We start from the raw sequence: 22,130 nt of genomic DNA, 5'->3' as shown, positions 1-22,130 counted from the left end.
TAGGTTTTGGTGCAAAAACACCGTTAAAAATATATAGTGTATTTTCCTTTAATTTCTAACTTATGAAAGCTAAGTTAGCCTGTGCCCTTGGCATTTATTTTTTTTATTTTACTTACTATCAACATTAATAAGGGAAAAAAAAGTCCAAAGGGTAGAGAGTAAGATGTCCAAAATTCAGCTTGTTTATTAGATTCAACTATATTTTCATTAATCACAAGTGATAAAACTATGGTGATCATTCCCAGAGGGTAAGTTAGAAATCGATGGTTCTTTAGTTTAAACACTTGGGAAAGGCTTAAAATGGATGCATAAAAATAAATTGTTATCTTGAAATACATAGTAATGAACCAAATAATAGCCATAACTGCTTCTATTCGTTGGAAAAAGTCACCCACGTTTATTTTTCTCGCTAAAACGTAACTTACAAATTGATGTCTCTCTGTGGTCTCCGTCCCGAGAACCAAAATACTTAAAGATGTAACCAGTATTAAAACGATTCCACCGATTAAAGTTCCAAACAGAAAAGATTTTTTTGCTTCTTTTGTTTGGTTGACATAAGGAAATAACATTAACAATAACACTAGTTGTAAGTAAGGAGTGCCAAGGGAATGGAAAGCAACTCTTATTACAGGTTTCATACCTTCTCCAAGTACAGGCTGTATATGTTGAAACTCAATTTGATTTGACAGGGAAATAATAAAAATCAGAACAAGCATCACGACCAAAGGGAAAAAAACCTCTGATGCTCGTGAAAAGGGTTCAATTCCAATACGTACTCCCATTATAACAATCAAAAAAAACAGAATATGAATTGATGTTATTGGTGTATCGGGCATAAATTGTGTGGTTGTAAAATCACCGGCTTGTCGAACAAAGTTAGCAGTACTAAGAAAAAAATAAGTGAAATACAAAAGCGAAACGACTTTTCCAAGCCACTTACCTAATATTTTCTCACTATATTCCGTTATGGTCATATTTGGAAAGCAACTTCCTAGTTCATTATACAATAACACTAACAATAGCCCCATTCCTAAGACAAGTATATTGGCAATCCAAGCATCTTGCCTTGCACCATGAACAAGACTTGTTGGTCCATACAAAATACTGCCTCCGATAATGAAAAAAGTGACTAAAATTGTAAATTGACTGGATGAAATCTTACCATTCTCAAGAATTATATTCACCCCCTTTAAAAGAAATATGGTATTATGAGCTTTTCCATTACCTAAACAATATAATCACTTTCTTCAATGAACGGTAAGTGTTACTGAAAAAAGAACTTCTGACTTATCAAAGTCTATCAATCAGCCTTTGAGTTTTTTCTATTATTTTCACCTCTACTGTAAGATTTATAATAGCATCCATACTCCCCACTTAAATTTGCATAAATAGAATGTTTATTTTTTTTCTCTTGCAATAGGTAATGAAGTGTCGGGGGTTACGGTGTATTAAAACTTGATAATTCCCGAACCGATTGATGTGTGCTGGAGCAAATGGACTTAAATAAGAAATAAGTTGCAAAAAAAATTAAGTTTCCAATGTAACTTTTTCATCCGTTAATTAACTCAAATATGATATTTAATCCACTACGTTAGTGGAATTCCACAAATTCAACTTTTTCATTTTTCTGATTTCTACATATAAACAGTTCCTTTCTCCGATTATACTTATGATACAAATAGTAAAACATATTATTGGAGGAATTAAGATGAGAATAGGAATCCCAAAAGAGATTAAAAATAATGAAAACCGTGTAGCCATTACACCAGCAGGGGTAGTAGCATTAGTTAATGCGGGACATGATGTATTAATCGAAATGAACGCAGGATTAGGGAGCAGTTTTACAAATGAATCATATCAAGAAGCTGGTGCTGTTATAGTCCAGGACGCTGCTAGCGTTTGGTCAAGCTCAGAAATGATTATGAAAGTAAAAGAACCTATTTCTACTGAATATAAGTATTTCCGTAAAGATTTAATTCTTTTCACTTACCTGCATCTCGCAGCTGAGCCAGCTCTTGCTCAAGCATTAAAAGAAAGCGGTGTCTTGGCCATTGCTTATGAAACGGTTGCTGTAAACCGTACACTTCCTTTATTAACGCCAATGAGTGAAGTGGCTGGACGCATGGCTGCACAAATTGGTGCTCAGTTCCTTGAAAAAAGTAACAGTGGTAAAGGAATTCTCTTAAGCGGAGTTCCTGGAGTGAAACGTGGTAAAGTTGCTGTCGTTGGTGGAGGTATGGTTGGAACGAGTGCTGCCAAAATCGCAATTGGATTAGGTGCAGATGTTACTATACTTGACTTAAGTCCAGATCGTCTTCGTCAGTTAGATGATATTTTTGGAAATGAGATAACTACACTCATCTCCAATCCGTATAATATTGCTGAAGCAGTCAAAGGTGCTGATTTAGTGATTGGTGCAGTATTAATTCCAGGTGCTAAAGCTCCTAAGCTCGTTACAGAAGAAATGGTTAAATCGATGTCTCCAGGTTCAGTCATTGTCGATGTTGCAATTGACCAAGGCGGTATCTTTGAAACGGTTGACCACATAACAACACATGATAACCCTACTTATGTTAAACATGGAGTAGTGCATTATGCAGTGGCGAATATGCCAGGAGCAGTACCTCAAACTTCTACGGTTGCTTTAACTAACGTAACTGTGCCATTTGCCCTGCAAATCGCAAACAAAGGCGCCATCAAAGCCATCCTTGAAAATGATGCACTTGAAAAAGGTGTCAATGTGGCGAACGGTGAAATCACGTTTGAAGCAGTTGCAGCAGACCTGGGCTACAACTACGTATGCGTTGAAAACGCATTAAACCCAAAAAATATTATTAACGCCTAATAAAAAAGGAGACTTCGAACAACTATTGTTCTGAAGTCTTCTTTTTATTTTGAACGATGGTCATCTCAAATATCTGTTTTTATGCAAAATAGAACATTATTTCAACGGCAATTTAACTGGTTGTTTAGAACACCGTTCAACAATAGGAGGGTGGGTAAATGAATAAAGGTTGAAGCAAATTTACAGAGCAGTTAAAATGAAATGCATCACGCTGGCAGAAGTATAGAAAGCGTATACGAAAAATAGTGCTTACAGAACGTCAGAGAACATAAAAATGTACACTGGAAGCGGAAAGCTGCGGATCTTATTGTTGTGGATTAAAATCTATTTAAAATTCCTGCTTTTTGGACATAAAAAGATGAGCATCAAACTATACAATATAGTAAGGTTAAAATTGGAGTGGTTGAATTGGGAAAGAGTAACATGACAAAGGATGAAATTAAAGCCATTGCTGTATCTTATTTTGGCAAACATGGCTACGAAGGAACATCCTTATCGGACATTGCAAAAGAGGTGGGTATAAAAAAACCTTCGATTTATAATCATTTCACAGGAAAAGATGAGTTGTTTCTATGTGTCTTTGAAGAAGTGGTTTGGGAGACTGTCCGGCAAATTGAAGGTACTATGAAAAAAACCTCGCATTTGTCTATTGAAGATAGGCTTTACCATATTTTGAACACGATATTTGAATATTTCATGTATCATGAAGAAAAATCTAATTTCATAAAAAGATCGATAATGTTTCCTCCTGAACATTTGAAAGTCATTATAAAAGAAAAATTTTTTCTTTCAGAAGAACCCCTTTCTTGTATCCTTCGGACGCTTTTTACAGAAGGAATCGAAACTGGGGTTATTCGTCGAGCAAAAGTTGAGGATTTAGTAGTCGCTTATTATTGCTTACTTGATGGGTTGTTTATGCACTTATCTTATTATGCGAAAGATGGAGTAGCACTTCAGGTACAAAATGTCTGGAAAAACTTCTTGACCGGAATAATTAACAATTCATAATCATCTACAGATATAATTGAAACAGACGTCTCGCTTAAGTTAGTTTTGTGCAAAAGCTTGGACATACAAATTAACTAAAAAGCCCTATTAATTCAATATGTGACAGTCCCAATAGGTAAAACCAATTGGGACTGTTTTAATTTTTTCGAGAATGAATAATGATCCCCATTTGAGGGGTTCCTTTTCTTTGAAATTGATTTACTTAAAACTTTCTCGAAAGTTTTTGCTTTAGACGAATCTACGGTGTTTATTTGACCGTTTAAACCAAGTATATCTTTTGCTTAATACACTTGTGACAGTAAGGTACTTGCTTCCAGCATTTCTATTGGTTTTTATCATAATAGGAAGTGTAGCATTGGTTATCCAGGAGACTAGAAGATGTGAAGCTGCGATCTTCTTTATGTGTGGACGAGCTTTTCTATTTTTTAGAGGAAGCTCTAGACACCTTTTATAGATTCTTGGTTTATTTACTTGAGTATTAAATATTGAGGAATAGGTTGATAATAGTGAGACAAGTATCTTTAGTGAATAACGATGATTTTTAACTGTCTGTAAATCGTTATGCTGAAGACAAGGTTATTTATTAATGAATTAGCTTATAAAGGGTTCATAGAAGGAATTTTATGTGGCATTAATAATAATGGAAGCGGGAGAATTCTCAGTCACCAAGTCAATTAATAGGAACTACCCCAAAATCAAGCAATGGACCATGATAAATGATGAGATACTTGTAAGGGATATTTGAAATAACACCAATATTTTCATATTCCTATCGACTACATATATCCCGTTTTTTAATATAGAATAACTAAAAAAAACCGTGCAATATATCTATTGGAAGAAATATAAGTTGGATAAAAAAATCATATTAACAATTACGAATGATGTAAAGTGTATACAATTTTGAAAAAGGATTAAAAAACTGTAATTAGGGCTTTATAGAAAAGGAAGTGTGACAAAGTAAAGATTGTTTTTTTAAAATTTTTTTCTCAATAAATTTTAATCTGATCTAATTAGTCTATCTTTAGAAACAGAAAAATACTGAGAGGGGGAAAAAGTAATGAGTTTTTTTAAAAAACAAAGAAAAAGCAGCTTTCACCTTTCCTCAATCGAACAAGAAGATCAAAATAATGAAACAAACAAGGGTTTGTTAAAAACAAGCCTTCAAGAAAATATTCAACATATAAAGCAACAGCTTGGAAATAGCGGCGACATAGTGAGTAGAGAAATTAAAATAGGCAAAGAGAAAATCGTTAAAGCATGTATTTTTTATACGGATGGGTTGGTGGATACAACTTCCATTCAGGACTTTATTATGGAATCAATCATGTTAGATATTTCTCCCGATCAAGAGCAAATGATAGCTTCCCAACAGAACGTTTTACAATTATTGAAAGATCGCATCCTTGCGGTTGGAGACATACGGGATGTTACGGAATTCAGTTCTTTATTTACTTCCCTGTTATCTGGTGATGTAATTCTTTTATTAGATGGATATACACAAGGGTTTACAATCGGTATGCGTGGTGGAAAAGATCGTGGTGTAATGGAATCCACCACGGAAAGCGTCATTCGGGGACCAAAAGAAGGTTTTACGGAGAATTTGCGTACCAATACGGCGTTAATTCGTCGAAAAATAAAAACCCCTCGACTTTGGTTGGAATCAAAAAAAATTGGAGAATTGACCCAAACCGATGTAGCGATCATGTATATTGATGGAATTGTGAATGATAAAGTAGTCAAAGAAGTGCACAAGCGTCTAAATCGAATCGATATTGATGGAATTTTAGAAAGTGGTTATATTGAGGAATTGATTCAAGATGAAACGTATAGTCCCTTTCCGACGATATATTATTCGGAACGCCCTGATGTAATTGCAGCTGCACTTTTGGAAGGGAAAGTTGTCATACTAGTGGATGGAACGCCGATTGTTCTAGTCGTCCCTGCACTGTTCATCTCCTTTATTCAGTCTGCGGAGGATTATTATCAGCGTGCCGATATTAGCACCCTTATTCGTATGCTTCGTTTTTTTTCTATTTTTATTGCTCTACTAGGACCATCCCTATATATCGCTATCACCACGTATCATCAGGAAATGTTACCAACTCCACTGCTGATAGGTCTAGCCGCTCAACGAGAAGGGGTTCCCTTTCCTGCATTCATTGAAGCTGTCATGATGGAAGGGGCGTTTGAAATCTTACGGGAAGCTGGTTTACGAATGCCAAAAGCTATAGGACAAGCTATATCTATTGTAGGAACGCTGGTGATTGGAACAGCGGCAGTAGAGGCTGGAATTGTATCGGCTGCAATGGTAATCGTTGTTGCAATCACGGCTATTTCAAGCTTTGTGCTTCCTGCGTTTACCCTGTCCATGTCGATTCGAATGCTCCGTTTCCTAATGATGGGGCTTGCCGCTTCTTTTGGCATATTCGGGTTAATCGTTGGGGTCATTGCACTTGTTCTTCACATGTGCAGCTTGAGGTCCTTTGGGGTTCCCTATATGAGTCCTCTTGGTCCTTTTATCCGTGAAGACATTAAGGATACGTTTATTCGGGTACCTATATGGAGGATGTTTTCTCGGCCGCGTTTAATCAGCCAGAAAAACAATAAACGCCAACAAAATTCGGCACCTAAACCGCCGCGGAATAAAATGTAAGATTGAAACCAAGTTATCAAAATGGCATAAAAATACATAAAATACTCTTTTAGATTTTTTAGATTTTTTAGATAGGATAAAGTCAGTTATCATAGAAACTCTAACCTACCAAAAAGGTATAAGATGGATTGGAATAAACAATTTTGACTTTTCTGTGATGTATGTATACAGATACAAAAATTTGACGGTACCGTATCCCATTCTGTTATAAGGAGGAGTTGTTGAGAGTGGTAGCTGTTGCAGGAATCCTTGTCATCGTCGCTGTGATCATCGCGATTGATGTTCCTTATCTGTTAAGGGGAAAATTAAAAAAAGAACTATGGGTATTTTCCATTCTGCTATTATTCGGAACCGCGTTAAGCATTGCTCAAGCCCTTAATATCAAGATTCCCAATCCACTAGATTGGATTACTGTAATTTTTAAACCGCTTTCCGACATAATTGAGAAATTTTAAAGTGAATATGAAATAGGAAAAAAAGCTTAGAACGGCATAAATGGGGATGTAATCATTTACGTTATAAATCATCGTATATAGATGTTCGATTCCGTTTTTCCTCCTTCGGGACAAAGAATTTTAAAACCTTGATTCCGATCAGGATTTACGTTTCGAACAATCGCTAGCCTTAATACTTAATATAAGAGAGAAAAAACCTACAAGTTTGGATAAGGAATCAATATCGTCTTAATAGATGCTTGGAAAGGACTATATTTGGAAAATTAACAAAAGATAAGCTAATGATGATCACCCCTAGGAGAAAAAATCAACATCCGGTGGTTCTAATTTTGGGCAAGAGCGAAGATGGATCATTAAATGAATTTGTTACTTTAAAAGGTGATTAACCAAATAATAGAAAAAATCGTACGAAAGGAGTTAAACCTATGAAAAGGAGTTTTCCTATTCTTATCATGCTGATTACATTTCTATTATTCACCACGGGTTGCTGGAATCGTCGTGAATTAAATGAACTTGCGATTACGCTGGCCATGGGGCTAGATATTACAAGGGATGGTCAATATCTTGTAACCGCCCAAGTAGTAAATCCAGGTGAAGTAGCTGCAAAGGGCGGTGGCAGCCATTCACCGGTCGTTATCTATCAGGCGACAGGGAAAACCGTATTTGAAGCAGTCCGAAAAATGACAAAGGAATCCCCAAGGAAAATTTATCCTTCACATCTCCGCATACTCGTGATTGGTGAATCATTAGCAAAAAAAGGAATTGGAAAACCGTTAGATGTTCTTTCAAGGGACTGGGAACTTCGATCAGACTTTTATGTCGTCGTAGCAAAGGGAATGAACGCAGAAGATATTCTGAGAGTACCAACAGCTTTAGAAAAAATACCTGCCAATAATATGTTTAATACCCTTGAAGTCTCAGAAAAAGCATGGTCAGGGACAAGTGCTATTTCATTTGATAAATTGATTGAGGATATGGTAAGTGAAGGAAAACAGCCGGTTTTAACAGGAATCCAAGCAGATATAAAAGGTGGTAAAAAAAATTCTTTGAGCAAACAGAATGTAGAAATAATTGATACCCCTGCTCGGGTAAAGTATGGTAACTTAGCTGTATTTAAAAAGGATAAATTAGTCGGTTGGTTAAATGAAACCGAAAGCCGGGCCTATAACAAAATTACAAACAATGTAAAAAGTTCGATTGTAAACGTTTCTTGTCCAAATGGGGGAACAGCGGCGATACAGGTAATTCGTGCAAAAGCTGATGTGAAAGGAAAAGTCGAGAGTGGAAAACCGAAAGTTGATGTAAATATTCGTGCAGAAGGAAATGTTGGGGAAGTAGAATGTCATCTTGATTTAACGAAACCGAAATCCATTGAACAATTAGAGAAGGCTTATGAAAAGAAAGTAATACAACAAATGGGTAATGCTATACAAAGTGTTCAAGAACAGAAAAAAGTGGACATTTTTGGATTTGGTGAAGCCATCTATCGAGCTGAACCGAAAGCTTGGGAACAGTTAAAAAAAGATTGGGATAACGAATTTCAGGACTTGTCAGTGGATGTTAAGTATGACCTACAAATTCGTCGGGTAGGTACAGTTGGTAATTCATTCCTGGAAAAGTTAAAGTAATTGTCTTGGTTTATACAAGAATGGAGTTATATTTGTTGTTTCCATTATTGGAAGGGTACCTTGCCGGTAGACAGGAACAAACTGTGGTTTGTTTAATACCAAGAAAGTTTATGTTAGTCTGTCAACTTCTTAGTGTTCCCTTGGCCCGCTTCCTCTTAACGGTCGCCAAATGAGCAGCAACTTCTAAGGCTAGAGTTCATTCAAAGAAAATAAGGTCATAACCATTGATAGGGTGTTGAATTATGGTAAAAGGAAATGAAATTAGTGCTCGGCAATTTGAAATATTAGTTATTTTATTTTCTATAGGAACGACCATATTGGTGATACCTGGAAGCTTAGCTCAAGTGGTAAAACAAGATGCTTGGATTGCAGCTGTAATCGGTACAGGCATAGGTTTATTGCTGGTGGCTTTATATATCGCAATAGGCAGGATGTTCCCCACTAAGACATTGATTGAAGTCAATGAAACACTTCTCGGCAAATGGTTAGGTAAGGCGGTTTCTCTTACGTTTGTTTTCTTTTGGCTTTACTCCGCTGCATCACTATTATTTTATGTTGGCAATTTCTTAACAACACAGATCATACCGGACACACCAATTGAAGCGATCAATATTATATTCGCATGCATCTTAATTATGGGTATTCGCCTTGGTCTTGAAACTGTGGCTCGATCGGCCGAGATTTTCTTTGTTTTTTTCATTATCTTATTTATCATTTTGGTAATTTTTGTTGCTCCTCAAATCGAGTTTCAACACATACAACCCGTATTTGAAACTGGAATAAAATCGATGATGTATACTGTTTTCCTTTTTACAAGTATTTTTTCCCTGCCTTTGATTGCTTTATTAATGATTTTTCCTGTTTCAGTGAATCAACCAAAAAAAGCTGAAAAAAGTTTTTTTATAGGAATACTCATAGGGGGAATCTGCTTAATTATCATAATCGCTTTAGCTATTTTAGTTTTAGGTGCTGATGATAGTGCCAGACAGATGTATCCAAGTTATGCTTTGGCTAGGAAGATAAACGTAGGGAATTTTATACAAAGGGTAGAAGCCATAATGGCCATCATGTGGTTTATCACGATTTATTTTAAAATGGTTATTTATTTTTACGCGTCCGTTATAGGTCTTGCACAAACGTTTAATTTAAAAGATTATCAGCCACTTACGCTTCCGTTAGGTGTAATATCGGTTTCGCTTTCTTTAATAATACACCCCAACGTTGCCCAATCAGCTACATTTGACAAAGAAGTTTGGCCACTATATGTTTCAGTGTACGGACTTGTTCTTCCATTACTTTTATTAGCAGTAAATGGATTCAGGAAAAAAATACATAAAAATAAAAAATGTTAACGTTTTTTATAATTAAATTTAGTTAATGGTCTCCTATGCTTTTTTCAACTCTACAATAGGTCTTATGCAACTAATAGGTCCGTTAACTGAAGAGCATAGCTGTCTTTGGTTTTTTCTTTATTGGAACTATCGGGCAGGTTAGTTAAAGATAGTGCTGCTTGATCTAAGTTCTACAATTGGTATGATAGTTAAAGGCAAAGTATTTTTTATGTTGGTATAAGAATTGCATTATAACTTTATTGTATAATTGAAAAATTGGAGGTGGAAATAAAATGAAAATTGTAAACATTAGACCTGCTGTAAAAACGGATATTCCACAACTGCTTGATTTAATGTACCAGTACATCGTGGATTACTATAAGTGTCCTCGCCCAAGTGAAAGATCACTTAAAAATTTGATTAATCATTTACTTGAAAATCCCTATGAAGTATCCAGTTTGTTTCCGAAAAAGAACCACATCACTTAGTTGGTTTTTCCACTTTATATTTTGCTTTTAATACTCTAGAAGTGAAACGAATGGCTGTCCTTTATGATCTATTTGTAAAACCTGATGTAAGAGGGCAAAAAATTGGTGAAAAACTACTTCAGACTTGTGTCACTTATATTAGAGAGAATGATTATACTCATATGATTTGGGAAACAGCACACGATAATCTTGCTGCCCAATCTTTATACGATAAAATTGGAGCTAAAAAAGCAGTTTGGCTAAATTACGAAATCAAGTAATCGGATTAAATGATTGCATTACTGAATAAGTTATTCAAAATATCATAGGTTCCCAATATCTCAAACATATTATAGACTGAAAGTGTTTAAGAAGAGTGAACCTTAAAAAATCGCACCCTATAATCGAAGAAAAAGTTCCGTATGAAATACAATTACCCAACCGTATTTATAACACAAAGTAACTGTTAGTTGAAGATCTGAGCTGTCTTAGGCAGCTTTTTCTTTATGCAACTATAGAGTCAGGTTAACTCCATAGATAAAGTTGTACCATTTAGAGACTGAATTAAAATGTAGTAAATGGTAAAGAAAAAATAGGGGAGAATTATCATGGATAAAGAGAAAATTGCTTTAATTATAGTAGATGTACAAAAAGCTTTTGAGGATAAAAAATGGGGAGAGCGAAACAATTTAAGTGCAGAAGAAAACATTAGAAAGATACTAGCATTGTGGAGGGAGTGGGGCTGTCAAGTAATACATATTCAACACATGTCCGATGACCCTAGTTCTCTATTCTATCCAAAGAATGAAGGATTCGCTATAAAAGAATTGGTTGAGCCTCTTAAAGAAGAAGTAATTATTACAAAGAAAGTAAATAGTAGTTTTATCGGTACAAAATTAGAGGAGTTTCTTAAATTAAACGGTATCACAACAGTAATAATAACAGGTTTTACTACCCCACACTGTGTATCTACGACTACAAGAATGAGTGGGAATTTAGGTTTTAATACATACCTTATTTCAGATGCGACAGCAGCATTTGGCATAAAAGACCAAAATGATAAGTATTATGATGCCGAGACTATACATAAAATTTCTTTAGCTACCTTAAATGACGAGTTCGCTACTATACTTACAACAGAACAATTAATAAACGAAGTATTTTAAGCTTGTTAAACTAACAGGTGCTTTACTTCAAAAAGGGAGGTTGCTACGGCAATCTTTTTTATGGAACTCCCATGAAAAGTAAAATACTCTTAAAACCACAAAAGAGGATATAAAATTAGAGCACATAAAAATAGACCCAGAAAAATGCTTTTTTTAAAGGCTGAGCCTTATGAGTGATCTGATTGAGTTTGGTAAATCGTTAAACAAAATTTCCAATCATAGAAAATTATGTAGAGTCGCACCATAGTTCAACCCTTCTTCAGCCATTAAACAATATTAACCCAGAACCCATTTTCATTCTCTGTGGTGTAGAGCAGGTTTTGCGTTGCATGGATGGCTAATGGGGATAACCTCAGTGGTAAATTGCTACTAGAAGAGTTTTATCTTAGAAATAAATAAACAAGTTAGTCTGGTATGGTTTTTGAGATTGCGATAAACGGTAGATTAGACTAGATTAAATTGAATTATTATCTGTTTTATTGTTATATGAAGCATAGTAACACCAGTTAAAAACAATATTTTTTGAGGAGACTTTTTAGATTGGAAAAATACAGTATAGCAATTCTTTATCTAGTAGGAGGAGGACTATTTTTAGCAATTGGTTATTCAAGTTTTGCTCAAGGTCTATTAGAAGAGCTTACTACGCAAATGAATAATCCTGAATTGTTAATTGGATATGGTTATATTTTTTTTTGATTGTTGGCATTATTCATTTTTCAATTAATAGTCTTAATAGAAGATAATTGATTAACTTAGGATAATGACTAACAAACACATAATTGAACTAAAGGGTCAAGGATAGCTCCCCATAGGGATTGCTAATATTAAACCTAACAGGGACTTATTTTAAGGAGGAAAACATGAGCTTGGATCATGAGTTTATCTTATTTCTAATACAACTGATATAAAAGAAAATTCGATATTCAGAGAAAGAAACAACTGTGTTATTGATAGTGTTGTAATACAGGATGATTTGATTTAATAATACATAATTGACTTATTTGAATGGATTCCAATTAAAAACAAAACACATCATTGGAAGGAATTCCAAGTGACCGAGGTATTAACTATCATGGAGACCCCAATCAGGAGGGGGGACTATGAAAGACTAGTCAACCGAGAAGAAGTGATTACACAATTTGAAAAGATAATGTCATTGTTAGAAGCTTTAGCTAAATGTTAATTTTATCAGTCCATTGCACATATGATTGGTATAAAAATCGCTACTCAACTAAAAGGTGCTTTATTGCAATATCAGAGGTTGCTGCTGTAGTCTTTTTCCTATGGAACTAAAGTGCATTTTAGATTAAGAAGACCTTTTGTGTTATTGTATAATTATTATATTTAGTTGTAGTTTTAAGGATTTAATTTAAAATAAGTTGAAATTTGATGGGATTATTTTTTAAAAAGGGGAAGTACAAATATTACAATGAAAATTTCTCTTTGTTTATCCTTTTTGACATTTCATAAGTGTTGCTATATAATGAATGATAGTCATTCACTTTTTTGGGGAGGAGACTCACAGTATGGCAGGTAGTTCTGACGGAAAATATGATAAAATTTTAAAGGCCAGCATTGAAGTCATATCTGAAAAAGGTCTTGATAAGACTTCCATATCAGATATTGTAAAAAAAGCTGGAATTGCACAAGGAACTTTTTATTTATATTTTTCCTCAAAAAAAGCTTTAATACCAGCTATTGCCGATAACCTTCTTACCATTACTTTAGAAGGAATTAAGGAAAACATTCAAGGGAAAGAAAACTTTTGGGACGTTTTAGAAGTTGTGCTTGATGAAACTTTTAACATAACAGATGCGCACAAAGACGTTATTGTCCTTTGTTATTCCGGGCTTGCTATAGATCATTCAATGGAAAAATGGGAATCGATATACCAGCCTTATTATAGTTGGCTTGAGGACATAATAAGAAGAGCCATCAAAAATCACGAGATAATCAGAGACATTAACGTGAAATGGACAGCTAGAATCATTATTAACCTTATTGAAAGTGCAGCTGAACGATTCTATATAAGTCATGAACAAAACGATACCCTAGAAGTATTTAAGGCTGAGACTTTTAACTTTATAAAAAGATCGTTATTAACAACATGATTAAGTTATTGGATAATTTCCAATACTTTTTCTTTCCTACTAAAATGACTGACATTCATTCATGAAAGGAGGGGTTACTATGAGTTGGTTATTAGTGCTCGTAGCAGGGATTTTAGAAGTAGTATGGGCATCAGGCCTTAAGCATGCAGATACTAGCTTCGATTGGTTTATGGTTATTATCTTAATAGCAGTAAGTTTTATATTACTCATTCGTTCTTATAAAACGATTCCTGTCGCAGCGGCTTATACCGTGTTCGTAGGAATTGGAACTGTAGGCACGTATTTTGTAGGAATATTTTTGGGTGAACCTTTTTCTACAGGTCAAATACTCTTTCTAATGATTTTATTAGCAGGAATTATTGGCATGAAGACGTTTACTAAAGGGGACAATGAGAAAACAAGAGGTGAACATTAATGGTTTGGGGTTTATTATTATTAGCCGGTGTTGAGGAAGTCATTGCTACGATTGCAATGAAATACATGGATGGTACAAGAAAGAAATGGCCTATATTCGTGATGACGATCGGATTTATACTTTCATTTTACTGTCTTTCGAAAGCTATGCAAGTACTCCCTGCTGGAGTTGCTTATGGAGTATGGACTGGTATTGGTAGTGTAGGAATCACTTTAGTCGGTGCTTTATGGTTTAAAGAACGATTTAGTTCTTCTCAATTTATATCACTTGGTCTTATTTTAATAGGGGTCATTGGTTTAAGGATGACATCGTAGTAGCAATTGAAACAAAAAATTCTATTGGATATTATATGGTTCGCTAAGTCTTGCTGTCTTTCAGTATAAGTGATGATTCCGTGTTCAGCGTCCATATCTATAGAAACTTGTGAGTAATGGCAGTTAAACAAATTATGTTAAATAGAAATGGGGAAAAATAAGTTTTTTTGTTCAATAATAGGCTTTAATGTAATAAAAGGAGAAGATATATTATCATGTATAATATATCTTCTCCTTTATTTTTTAAGGTTCTTATAATTTAAATGAAGAAAGCCGAGTTTTCCTACTTATAGGAAGGAAAAAACTAACTTCCGTGTTTGTAAAAAATGAAAATTCAGATATATATTTAAACATCATGCTTAGTTTTCCTGTAAGGTAACTATATATGAAAAAACTATGTTGAACTGTCAAATTACTTCGAAAGATTGAATAAAATATAAATTATTGATTTTGAAAAAATTCTTAAGAAAAGTTGGAGTAATTAGCTAATATGTTATTTGCTTCTGGTGCAAGAACTTCAAGACAATTGAAATTAATCTATAAATCATGGACACGCTGATACCTACAATAAAAAAAGTGTGTGATCGGTATAAAAAATTAAAATTTGTTCAAATGGAAGCACTATCAGCCTGACATTATTTTGCTAACAGTACTTTTTGGTATCTACTGTACAAAATAGGTTTTTCGTAAGTTGGTGGAAATGATAGAGGATTGGCTTATCCATGGGTCATACAATGATTATCCGTTGGGTTCATCAAGGATTGAAGACGTCCAAAATCAAAAATAATTTACCCAAATTATTTGGATTAGCTTCATAAGTTAGCAATTTAAAGAAAACCAAACTCTATGTTTCTAACGAGGTACTTTGCACCTGAAATAGTAATAACTTTAAAATAAACAAATCTTGAATAATTTATTGGAGGGTCCCTTTTATGATTACTCGATTTATGAATATGTCCCTCCAAATGAAACTAATGTTCTTTTTTACAGTAATAGCTATGATTCCTTTAATCTTATTGGGGGTATTTACCTATCAAAAGTCATCGAAAATTGTAAAAGAACAAGTTAGTGAACAAGTACTAGAAAGAATAAAATAAATTAATAAAAATCTTTCTTTTTTACAATAGATATAGAGTAGTTAAGTAATTATGTTTATCGAAATGAGGTAGGATTCCAATTTTCCTAATCCATTGACTTTACTTAATAAGAACCCAATTCCTTTGATGATAAAAGGTAAAATTCTTAAGTGCTGTAGTATCCCAATCAGTATTGAAATGAATACAATTGGAAGCAATGCAGAAAGGAAAAATGGAAATTCTCCCTTATTAGCTATACCGCCAAATACGAAATTAACTCCGGATTCTGCATAATTCAAAAGGGTTCCAAACACATCAGAGCCTCCTTTAATTAAAATAAATCCAATGAATTTACTTAACAAGAAATATGACAATATCAACTGTAGAACAAGCATAATCGCAATCGGTTTGTATTTAATCTGTTTGCGATTGCTACTTACAAGAAATGCTAGTAAAAACGTAATGGTTAATCCAAGTATAAAGAATAGGAAATTTCAAGTTTTATTTCCCCCTCATCAGATGTTTGAACATATATACTGCTTTACAAGATAAAATTTTAAAACAACTGTTCTACAAAATTAAATAAAGCTTTTAAAAGGTAAGTTGTTTTATCAAAAATTATGTAAAAGACTCCTTAAAGCAAATTCGTGAATTTGGTGCATCAAACAAAGCATAATCAGTGCTAGTAGGTCTACATTATTGATTAAACCCATTATATAACTATGGATTATACAAAGGAATATTAAGATAACCCTAAAAGGTTAAAGCCGGAAACTTTTATTGGCGGGTGGTTAAAGGGCAAGTGACTAGAGTTGCCAGGAGCTGATCAGCAGCTCTTTTTTTTATTGAATTAAAGGAGCAGGCTAGCTGAATAGGTCATTATCAACTTCAGAGGATTAATGGTGATATTTAGGTATTGTTGAATTGGTGGTGAAATAAATGGAACCTAAATGGCTTGAATGGGCGAAACAACTCCAATCCATTGCACAGGCGGGATTATCTTATTCGAAAGATGTATATGACTTGTAAAGATTTGAATTGGTAAGAAATATAAGCGTTGAAATATTGTCGCATCAAACAAATATGAACAAGACAGTATTAAAAGATCTGTTTGCCAATGAAACTGGTTATGCGACTCCTAAGGTAGATATTAGGTCAGGTATCTTTAGAGATAATAAAATTTTAATGATTAGAGAAAACACTGATGGAGATTGGTCTTTACCAGGAGGTTGGGGCGACATAGGTTAGCTCCATAATAAACAAGTGATATTTCTATTAAACATATATGTTAATATACAAAATAAACCAATAGAAAAATTGGGGGGATGAGTATGTGCATACATAAGATTGATGAGGAGTTATCATTGAAACTGTTAGAATTAAAGGATGCAGAAAGAGTTTTCGAAATAACAAATCAATCCAGAGAATATCTACGAGAATGGCTTCCTTGGCTGAATAATACAACAAAACTTGAAGATACAAAAGGGTTCATTAATATGTCTTTAAAAAGTTTTGCTGAAAACAAGAGTGTTAATACAGTTATTATGTATAAGGGACAAATTGTTGGTGTAGCAGGTTATAACCAAATAAATTGGTCAAATAAAACTGCATATATTGGTTATTGGCTCGGAGAAGAATATCAAGGAAATGGAATTATGACAAGAGTAGCTAAGGCATTGACTGATTATGCATTTAATGAATTAAAACTAGATAAGGTTGAAATTAGGGTTGCTGTGGAGAATAATAAAAGTAGAGGAATTCCTGAAAGATTGGGTTTTGTTAATGAAGGTTGTATCAGACAAGCAGAATGGTTGTATGACCATTATGTGGACCATATTGTTTACGGTATGTTAGCTGGGGATTGGAATAAGTAGTCATTCATACTTTAATGAACTAAAGGATGAATTTGTAAAAAAATTGAAGGGTGATCAATAATTGAGAAATCCAGTAAAGATTCAGGCCATTATTGAAGAATTGGAAATGCAGTTTGAGGAGTCTCGTACATTTTTAAATGTAAAAACTGGTGAAATCATTTCAGTAACTTTGGATGACTTGAGAGCAGCTGAAGATGAAGAAGAATTCGGGCATTTACCTGAGTGGGAACAAGAAGATAGAAAAGTTGCTAAGGATGTATTTGAAAACTTTGAGAATTACAAGGAACTCCCAACAAAATATGAAGTAAATGAATATGAGATCATAGAAGACTTTTGCTTTACTGTTAGTGATGAAAGAAAGCAAGTTAAATTATTAAGTTCAATTAAGGGGAATGGGGCTTTTAGAAGGTTTAAGGATAAAATCATTGACTTTGAAATGGAGGACCAATGGTATTCTTATCGTGACGAGCGATATAAACAAATTGCGATTAAATGGTGTCTAGACAACAACATAAACTTTATTGATAATTAGAATTTAATAATGTATGGCACGACCTATGGCTGAATAAGGTGATTGCTCTTTGTTCAACTAAAGGGTGGTTAGCTTAAAGATCGGAGCTGTCTTTAAGGCAGCTTTTTCTTTATGGAACTAAAGGGGCAGGTTTGTTGAAGAAGGATTTTCTATTTTACATATCGTATTTACTTAGTAAGTATAAAAGGAGTGTGTAAAATATGAATCAATACCTGATAGGAATCCATAAAGGTGAGTTATCGAATCCTCAGCTAAATGAATTAATGGAATATACCTCAAAAATATCAAAAAACTCAATAACTACGATATCAATTTCTTCCCCAGAAAATCTGACGTTATTGGTAGGTGAAGAAGAGTCTCAATTATCAACTGGACTTACTGACCAATATTACTTACTAACTAATGAATTACAAAAACTGAATCAATATCAGGATAAGTTTTATTTCGTTTATGATTATAGGAATAGAAAGATAGTAAAAAACCCTACGGTAAGATGTTTTCCTTTAATAAAAATAACAATTAGTGGTACTAAGTTACAAAATCTAATTCAAACAGTTAAAGGCATAAAACAAGATGTATTTGCAGGTTTCAAAATAAACTTAGAAGAATCAGATTTACTTATTGTTGAAGTTCTTCTTTCCTCTCCAATGTTAGAAATGATTAATAAGGGTGAAAGAATACCTGAATCCTTACAATGCGATAAACATTATTTATATTTAAGCGAATTAACAGAGTTACTTTCTGATCCTAGGTTATGTAACTCTGTTCAAACTAAGGCTATAACAGATTAGAGTCATTTAAAAAACAAAGTTTGTGAAGAAATGTACTTAAACTAACGGGTGCTTTAGCTGAAGATCGGAGCTGTCTTTATGGCAGCTTTTTCTTTATGCAACTATCGGGGCAGGATAGTTCTATAACGAGTATGGAATATATGGTAAAATAAGGATGTGTATTTATGAATGGGGGAGGTTAAATGCAATACTTTGTACTTGCATTAATTATCGGGGTGATTATTTTTTCTCTTTTTAGGATGTTTAAGAAGAAAAAAACTATACCGAGTAATCAATATACACCTATTGATGACATCAATAATGGATTGGTTCGAAATTACTCAAGCGAACCTCAAGAAATTGAGTCAAGAAAAGAAATACCTTATGAAGAAGTTGATAAAAAGAGTGATTGAAATAAAGCCCTATAGAACTACGGGTGCGTTAGCTAAAGATCAGAGCTGTCTTTAAGGCAGCTCTTTCTTTATGCAACTAACGGGGCAGATTAGTTGATTAAGCATTGGGGAGAGTTATAAGGTGAGATTAAAACTTTTAATGGGGAAGAAATGAACAATTAAAAATTTTTGATGAATACAGAAATCAAATTGGCATTGCTACTCGTGTAGATGTAGACAAATTAACATTTCTTTTGATAAAAACCATCTTTCTTTTACACATATACAATAATTTAACGTATAAAATGACGGAATTTGTGTAGATAGGTCGAAATTACCTTGTTTATCTTTATATGTAAATAGTACTATATAGAAAGTTGGTATATAAAACTTTCCAATATATAAATGTCTTTTTGGGTCTTTTGTAATGAGTGTGAATTTGCTTTTTGTAAAGGGGGATAAACTTTTCGTTTAGGAGGGGGCTATTACTTCAGGCAGGTGAAGAACAAACAAGTTTTATGAAGATTATTGAGTTAAGCTTTATTTGGTTTGTTTAAGAGAAAAAGACTTTTGACAAAATAAATTATTAGGTTATTAAAAAAGCACCTAAAAATGTATAGTTACTATACATTTTTAGGTGCTTTTTAGGATTTAGTAAATAAATTAGATAAATACATACATATATGTGTTGTTCATTATTCTAATTAAGATTTCGTTCAGATCTATATAAATAATCAGCAGGAGGAGTTATATGAAAAGATTGTTGTTTGTAACAGACTTATATTATGAAGCGCAAGGATCACGAGTTTACTGTGAAGAAGATTTATTTCTTACTTCCCAACTAAGGAAAGATTATAAAGTAGTAATTTGTCATCCTGAAGACACCGAATTGTTTGAAAAAGACTTTGACTTAATTGTATTTAGAAATGCAGGGCCGGTTGTACGTTACAAGGATAAATATCAGGCATTTCGTAATAGGGTGGTTGCTAATAATTTAAAAACTTACAATTCCTTTAATGGGAAAGGTGACATGAATGGGAAAGAGTATCTAATTGAGCTAACAAAAGCTAGGTACCCTGTTATTCCAACTATTGACACTTTGGATGATTTAGATAATTTACCTGATGTAGAAAAGTACATTATAAAACCAAAAGATGGCGCAGATTCAATAGGTTTTGAGTTTGTCTCTAAAAGTAAGCTTGATATTAAAGTTGACTCAAATAAAAAAAATATTTTAATACAGCCTTTTGTTAACTTTGAATATGAGGTTTCTTTCTACTTCATTGACAAAGTGTTTCAATATGCCCTTTATGCACCAGACAAATACAAAAGGTGGGAACTAAAAGAGTATATTCCAACCAAGCAGGATTTATCATTTGCACAGCGTTTTGTTGAATGGAACAATCTAGATTGGGGAATTGAACGGGTAGATGCTTGTCGAACTAATAATGGTAATCTTTTACTAGTTGAACACGAAGATTTAAATCCTTATTTGTCTTTATCTATGCTATCGCCTGAAGTATGCGATAAATTTATAGAAACATTGAAAAAATCATTAATAAAGGCACTTGAAATTAATCAAAATAATAAAAGAATACGGGTGCGTTAGCTCCATAAGAAAAAGCTGTCTTTAAGGCAGCTTTTTCTTATGGGGCTAACGGGGCAGTTTAGTTCAAGAGTGCTGTTTGATCTTTAATCAACAATTGGCATGTAAGTAAAGATTAAGTAGTTTTTATACTGGTATAAAAATTGCATTATATATTGATAATTATTTAAAAATTGGAGGTTGAAACAAAATGAAAACTATAAACATTAGACCTGCTGTAAAAAAGGATATTCCACAACTTTTTGATTTAATGTACCAGTACATCGTTGATTACTATAAGTGTCCTCGTCCAAGTGATGACTCACTCAAAAAATTGATTAATCATTTACTTGAGAACCCTTATGAAGGTATCCAGTTTGTTGCAGAAAAAGAACCACATCATTTAGTTGGTTTTTCCACTTTATATTTCACTTTTAATACATTAGAAGTGAAACGAATGGCTGTCCTTCATGATTTATTTGTAAAACCTGAAGTAAGAGGGCAAAAGGTTGGAGAAAAACTACTACAGACCTGTATCACTTTTATTAGAGAAAATGACTATTCTCATATGATTTGGGAAACAGCACACGATAATCTTGCTGCCCAATCTTTATACGATAAGATTGGAGCTAAAAAAGCAGTTTGGCTAAATTATGAAATCAAGTAATAGGATTAAATTTGCATTACTGAATAAGGTATTCAAAATATCATAGGTATATGGAACTTGTGCTTCAATTAAAGGGCGCAATTCTTTAATTTCCTTAATGAACTCCCTCAGTTTAATAGATAATGATCACGAATACTCGCTTATTCGCAGGATTTCAAACCACATGGTATAGGTTGCTTTAGATGAACGAAAGAGATAGGACCGTTTTGATAAGATGAGGGCAGATTGAAATAGGGGATCTGTTGAAAATCCCATATTATTACATATGCTGCACGCATTCTCCACGCTGCCCTGGAGGCTTTCCCTCCCATGTCTCAACGGGTCATAATCCTATGCCCTTTCATTCCTTCGTCATGCCTATCCAAGGGGTGGAGGCCGGTTTTGCTAACGGAACGGGTCATTGCCCTTTTGTTCATTACATCCAGTACTTCGTGCTTTCTTTGAAATCTTACGAATAAGCCAACTTTCGTTAAATAACAATGTGAATGTAAATTTACGCTGCTAGTTGTTCAAGAGGGAAGACCATTTCCGGTTTATAGGCAGAGCCATTACGAGCAATCCCTACTAGGACACGGGCGAGTTTTCCACATAGTTTCATGATGGATTTCATTTTCTTAATCTTCTTCACTTTAACATTGTTCGAGTGTAGGGCTTTAAACTCGGGGTTATTTATCACCAAACTCATGGTCGTAAGGAAGAGGTAACGCCGCAGGCGTGATCTTCCACGTTTGGAAAGAACAATTTGGCCTTTCCACTTTCCCGAGCTTGCCTCAGCGAGATGCAATCCTGCATGACGAAGGAGCGCATTCCCGTGAGCGAACCCACTCAGATCTCCAGC

At 33.9% G+C, this 22,130-nt stretch carries 21 protein-coding genes and 3 pseudogenes; 21 read left to right on the top strand and 3 right to left on the bottom strand.

From position 1 onward, the window contains the following. Positions 1 to 74: 74 nt before the first annotated feature. Positions 75 to 1,184 (bottom strand): GerAB/ArcD/ProY family transporter, encoded by a 1,110-nt coding sequence (locus J7I96_RS26405; RefSeq protein ID WP_311315152.1) that lies wholly within the window; start codon positions 1,182 to 1,184, stop codon positions 75 to 77. A gap of 524 nt (positions 1,185 to 1,708) precedes the next feature. Here J7I96_RS26405 and ald point away from each other — a divergent pair. The 14 genes and pseudogenes from ald to J7I96_RS28655 all read left to right on the top strand — a co-directional run. Beyond that, positions 1,709 to 2,845, top strand: a complete 1,137-nt coding sequence (gene ald, locus J7I96_RS26400; RefSeq protein ID WP_214922406.1) for an alanine dehydrogenase — start codon at positions 1,709 to 1,711, stop codon at positions 2,843 to 2,845. Between the two features lie 423 nt (positions 2,846 to 3,268). Continuing rightward, positions 3,269 to 3,853 (top strand): TetR/AcrR family transcriptional regulator, encoded by a 585-nt coding sequence (locus tag J7I96_RS26395; RefSeq protein WP_214922404.1) that lies wholly within the window; start codon positions 3,269 to 3,271, stop codon positions 3,851 to 3,853. A 1,060-nt stretch (positions 3,854 to 4,913) separates the two neighbouring features. Continuing rightward, positions 4,914 to 6,509, top strand: coding sequence for a spore germination protein (locus J7I96_RS26390; protein WP_214922401.1), 1,596 nt, complete (start codon positions 4,914 to 4,916; stop codon positions 6,507 to 6,509). A 227-nt stretch (positions 6,510 to 6,736) separates the two neighbouring features. Continuing rightward, a complete protein-coding gene (locus J7I96_RS26385; RefSeq protein ID WP_214922474.1) occupies positions 6,737 to 6,964 on the top strand; it encodes a hypothetical protein in 228 nt (75 codons plus the stop codon). 425 nt (positions 6,965 to 7,389) lie between these two features. After that, entirely contained in the window at positions 7,390 to 8,592 is a 1,203-nt protein-coding gene (locus J7I96_RS26380; RefSeq protein WP_214922399.1) for a Ger(x)C family spore germination protein, read from the top strand. A gap of 242 nt (positions 8,593 to 8,834) precedes the next feature. Next, positions 8,835 to 9,944, top strand: coding sequence for a GerAB/ArcD/ProY family transporter (locus J7I96_RS26375; protein ID WP_214922397.1), 1,110 nt, complete (start codon positions 8,835 to 8,837; stop codon positions 9,942 to 9,944). Between the two features lie 272 nt (positions 9,945 to 10,216). After that, on the top strand, positions 10,217 to 10,411 hold the full coding sequence (locus J7I96_RS28245) for a hypothetical protein (RefSeq protein ID WP_251029258.1): 195 nt from the start codon (positions 10,217 to 10,219) through the stop codon (positions 10,409 to 10,411). Next, positions 10,375 to 10,671 carry a GNAT family N-acetyltransferase gene (locus tag J7I96_RS28240; RefSeq protein ID WP_311315154.1) on the top strand — a complete coding sequence of 99 codons (297 nt, stop codon included), beginning with the start codon at positions 10,375 to 10,377 and terminating at the stop codon, positions 10,669 to 10,671. Before J7I96_RS28245 ends, J7I96_RS28240 begins: the two co-directional genes overlap by 37 nt. Positions 10,672 to 10,998: 327 nt before the next feature. Beyond that, positions 10,999 to 11,556, top strand: coding sequence for a cysteine hydrolase family protein (locus J7I96_RS26365; protein ID WP_214922395.1), 558 nt, complete (start codon positions 10,999 to 11,001; stop codon positions 11,554 to 11,556). 540 nt (positions 11,557 to 12,096) lie between these two features. Beyond that, the gene (locus J7I96_RS26360; protein WP_215048197.1) at positions 12,097 to 12,252 is read left to right on the top strand and encodes a hypothetical protein; all 156 of its coding nucleotides are present in this window, start codon (positions 12,097 to 12,099) and stop codon (positions 12,250 to 12,252) included. A gap of 830 nt (positions 12,253 to 13,082) precedes the next feature. Continuing rightward, positions 13,083 to 13,667, top strand: a complete 585-nt coding sequence (locus tag J7I96_RS26355; RefSeq protein ID WP_214922394.1) for a TetR/AcrR family transcriptional regulator — start codon at positions 13,083 to 13,085, stop codon at positions 13,665 to 13,667. 79 nt (positions 13,668 to 13,746) lie between these two features. Then, positions 13,747 to 14,082 carry a DMT family transporter gene (locus J7I96_RS26350; protein ID WP_214922392.1) on the top strand — a complete coding sequence of 112 codons (336 nt, stop codon included), beginning with the start codon at positions 13,747 to 13,749 and terminating at the stop codon, positions 14,080 to 14,082. After that, on the top strand, positions 14,082 to 14,396 hold the full coding sequence (locus J7I96_RS26345) for a DMT family transporter (RefSeq protein ID WP_214922390.1): 315 nt from the start codon (positions 14,082 to 14,084) through the stop codon (positions 14,394 to 14,396). The genes J7I96_RS26350 and J7I96_RS26345 overlap by 1 nt, the downstream gene beginning before the upstream one ends. A gap of 604 nt (positions 14,397 to 15,000) precedes the next feature. Beyond that, a pseudogene (locus J7I96_RS28655) lies at positions 15,001 to 15,154 on the top strand (IS6 family transposase); the annotation flags it as partial. A 407-nt stretch (positions 15,155 to 15,561) separates the two neighbouring features. Here J7I96_RS28655 and J7I96_RS26340 read toward each other — a convergent pair. Then, positions 15,562 to 15,951, bottom strand: a pseudogene (locus tag J7I96_RS26340) (Na+ dependent nucleoside transporter N-terminal domain-containing protein); the annotation flags it as partial. A gap of 460 nt (positions 15,952 to 16,411) precedes the next feature. Here J7I96_RS26340 and J7I96_RS26335 point away from each other — a divergent pair. The 7 genes and pseudogenes from J7I96_RS26335 to J7I96_RS26305 form a co-directional block, all read left to right on the top strand. Continuing rightward, a pseudogene (locus J7I96_RS26335) lies at positions 16,412 to 16,717 on the top strand (NUDIX hydrolase N-terminal domain-containing protein); the annotation flags it as partial. Positions 16,718 to 16,803: 86 nt separating this feature from the next. Then, positions 16,804 to 17,346: a GNAT family N-acetyltransferase gene (locus tag J7I96_RS26330; RefSeq protein WP_214922388.1), complete on the top strand. Its 543-nt coding sequence runs from the start codon at positions 16,804 to 16,806 to the stop codon at positions 17,344 to 17,346. Between the two features lie 61 nt (positions 17,347 to 17,407). Continuing rightward, the gene (locus J7I96_RS26325) at positions 17,408 to 17,878 is read left to right on the top strand and encodes a UPF0158 family protein (protein ID WP_214922386.1); all 471 of its coding nucleotides are present in this window, start codon (positions 17,408 to 17,410) and stop codon (positions 17,876 to 17,878) included. A 200-nt stretch (positions 17,879 to 18,078) separates the two neighbouring features. After that, positions 18,079 to 18,669 (top strand): hypothetical protein, encoded by a 591-nt coding sequence (locus J7I96_RS26320; RefSeq protein WP_214922384.1) that lies wholly within the window; start codon positions 18,079 to 18,081, stop codon positions 18,667 to 18,669. 182 nt (positions 18,670 to 18,851) lie between these two features. Beyond that, positions 18,852 to 19,061: a FeoB-associated Cys-rich membrane protein gene (locus J7I96_RS26315; protein ID WP_214922382.1), complete on the top strand. Its 210-nt coding sequence runs from the start codon at positions 18,852 to 18,854 to the stop codon at positions 19,059 to 19,061. A 730-nt stretch (positions 19,062 to 19,791) separates the two neighbouring features. Beyond that, on the top strand, positions 19,792 to 20,649 hold the full coding sequence (locus tag J7I96_RS26310) for an ATP-grasp domain-containing protein (RefSeq protein ID WP_214922381.1): 858 nt from the start codon (positions 19,792 to 19,794) through the stop codon (positions 20,647 to 20,649). A 187-nt stretch (positions 20,650 to 20,836) separates the two neighbouring features. After that, positions 20,837 to 21,292 (top strand): GNAT family N-acetyltransferase, encoded by a 456-nt coding sequence (locus J7I96_RS26305; protein WP_214922379.1) that lies wholly within the window; start codon positions 20,837 to 20,839, stop codon positions 21,290 to 21,292. Between the two features lie 493 nt (positions 21,293 to 21,785). Here the strand turns inward: J7I96_RS26305 and J7I96_RS26300 are convergent. Beyond that, positions 21,786 to 22,130: transposase (locus tag J7I96_RS26300; RefSeq protein WP_215048195.1), on the bottom strand; the 345-nt coding region annotated here is incomplete at its 5' end.

Origin of the sequence: Bacillus sp. ISL-78, from assembly GCF_018613455.1 — a bacterium.
Lineage (GTDB): Bacteria > Bacillota > Bacilli > Bacillales > DSM-1321 > Peribacillus > Peribacillus frigoritolerans.
This window is presented reverse-complemented; position numbering and strand designations above follow the sequence as displayed.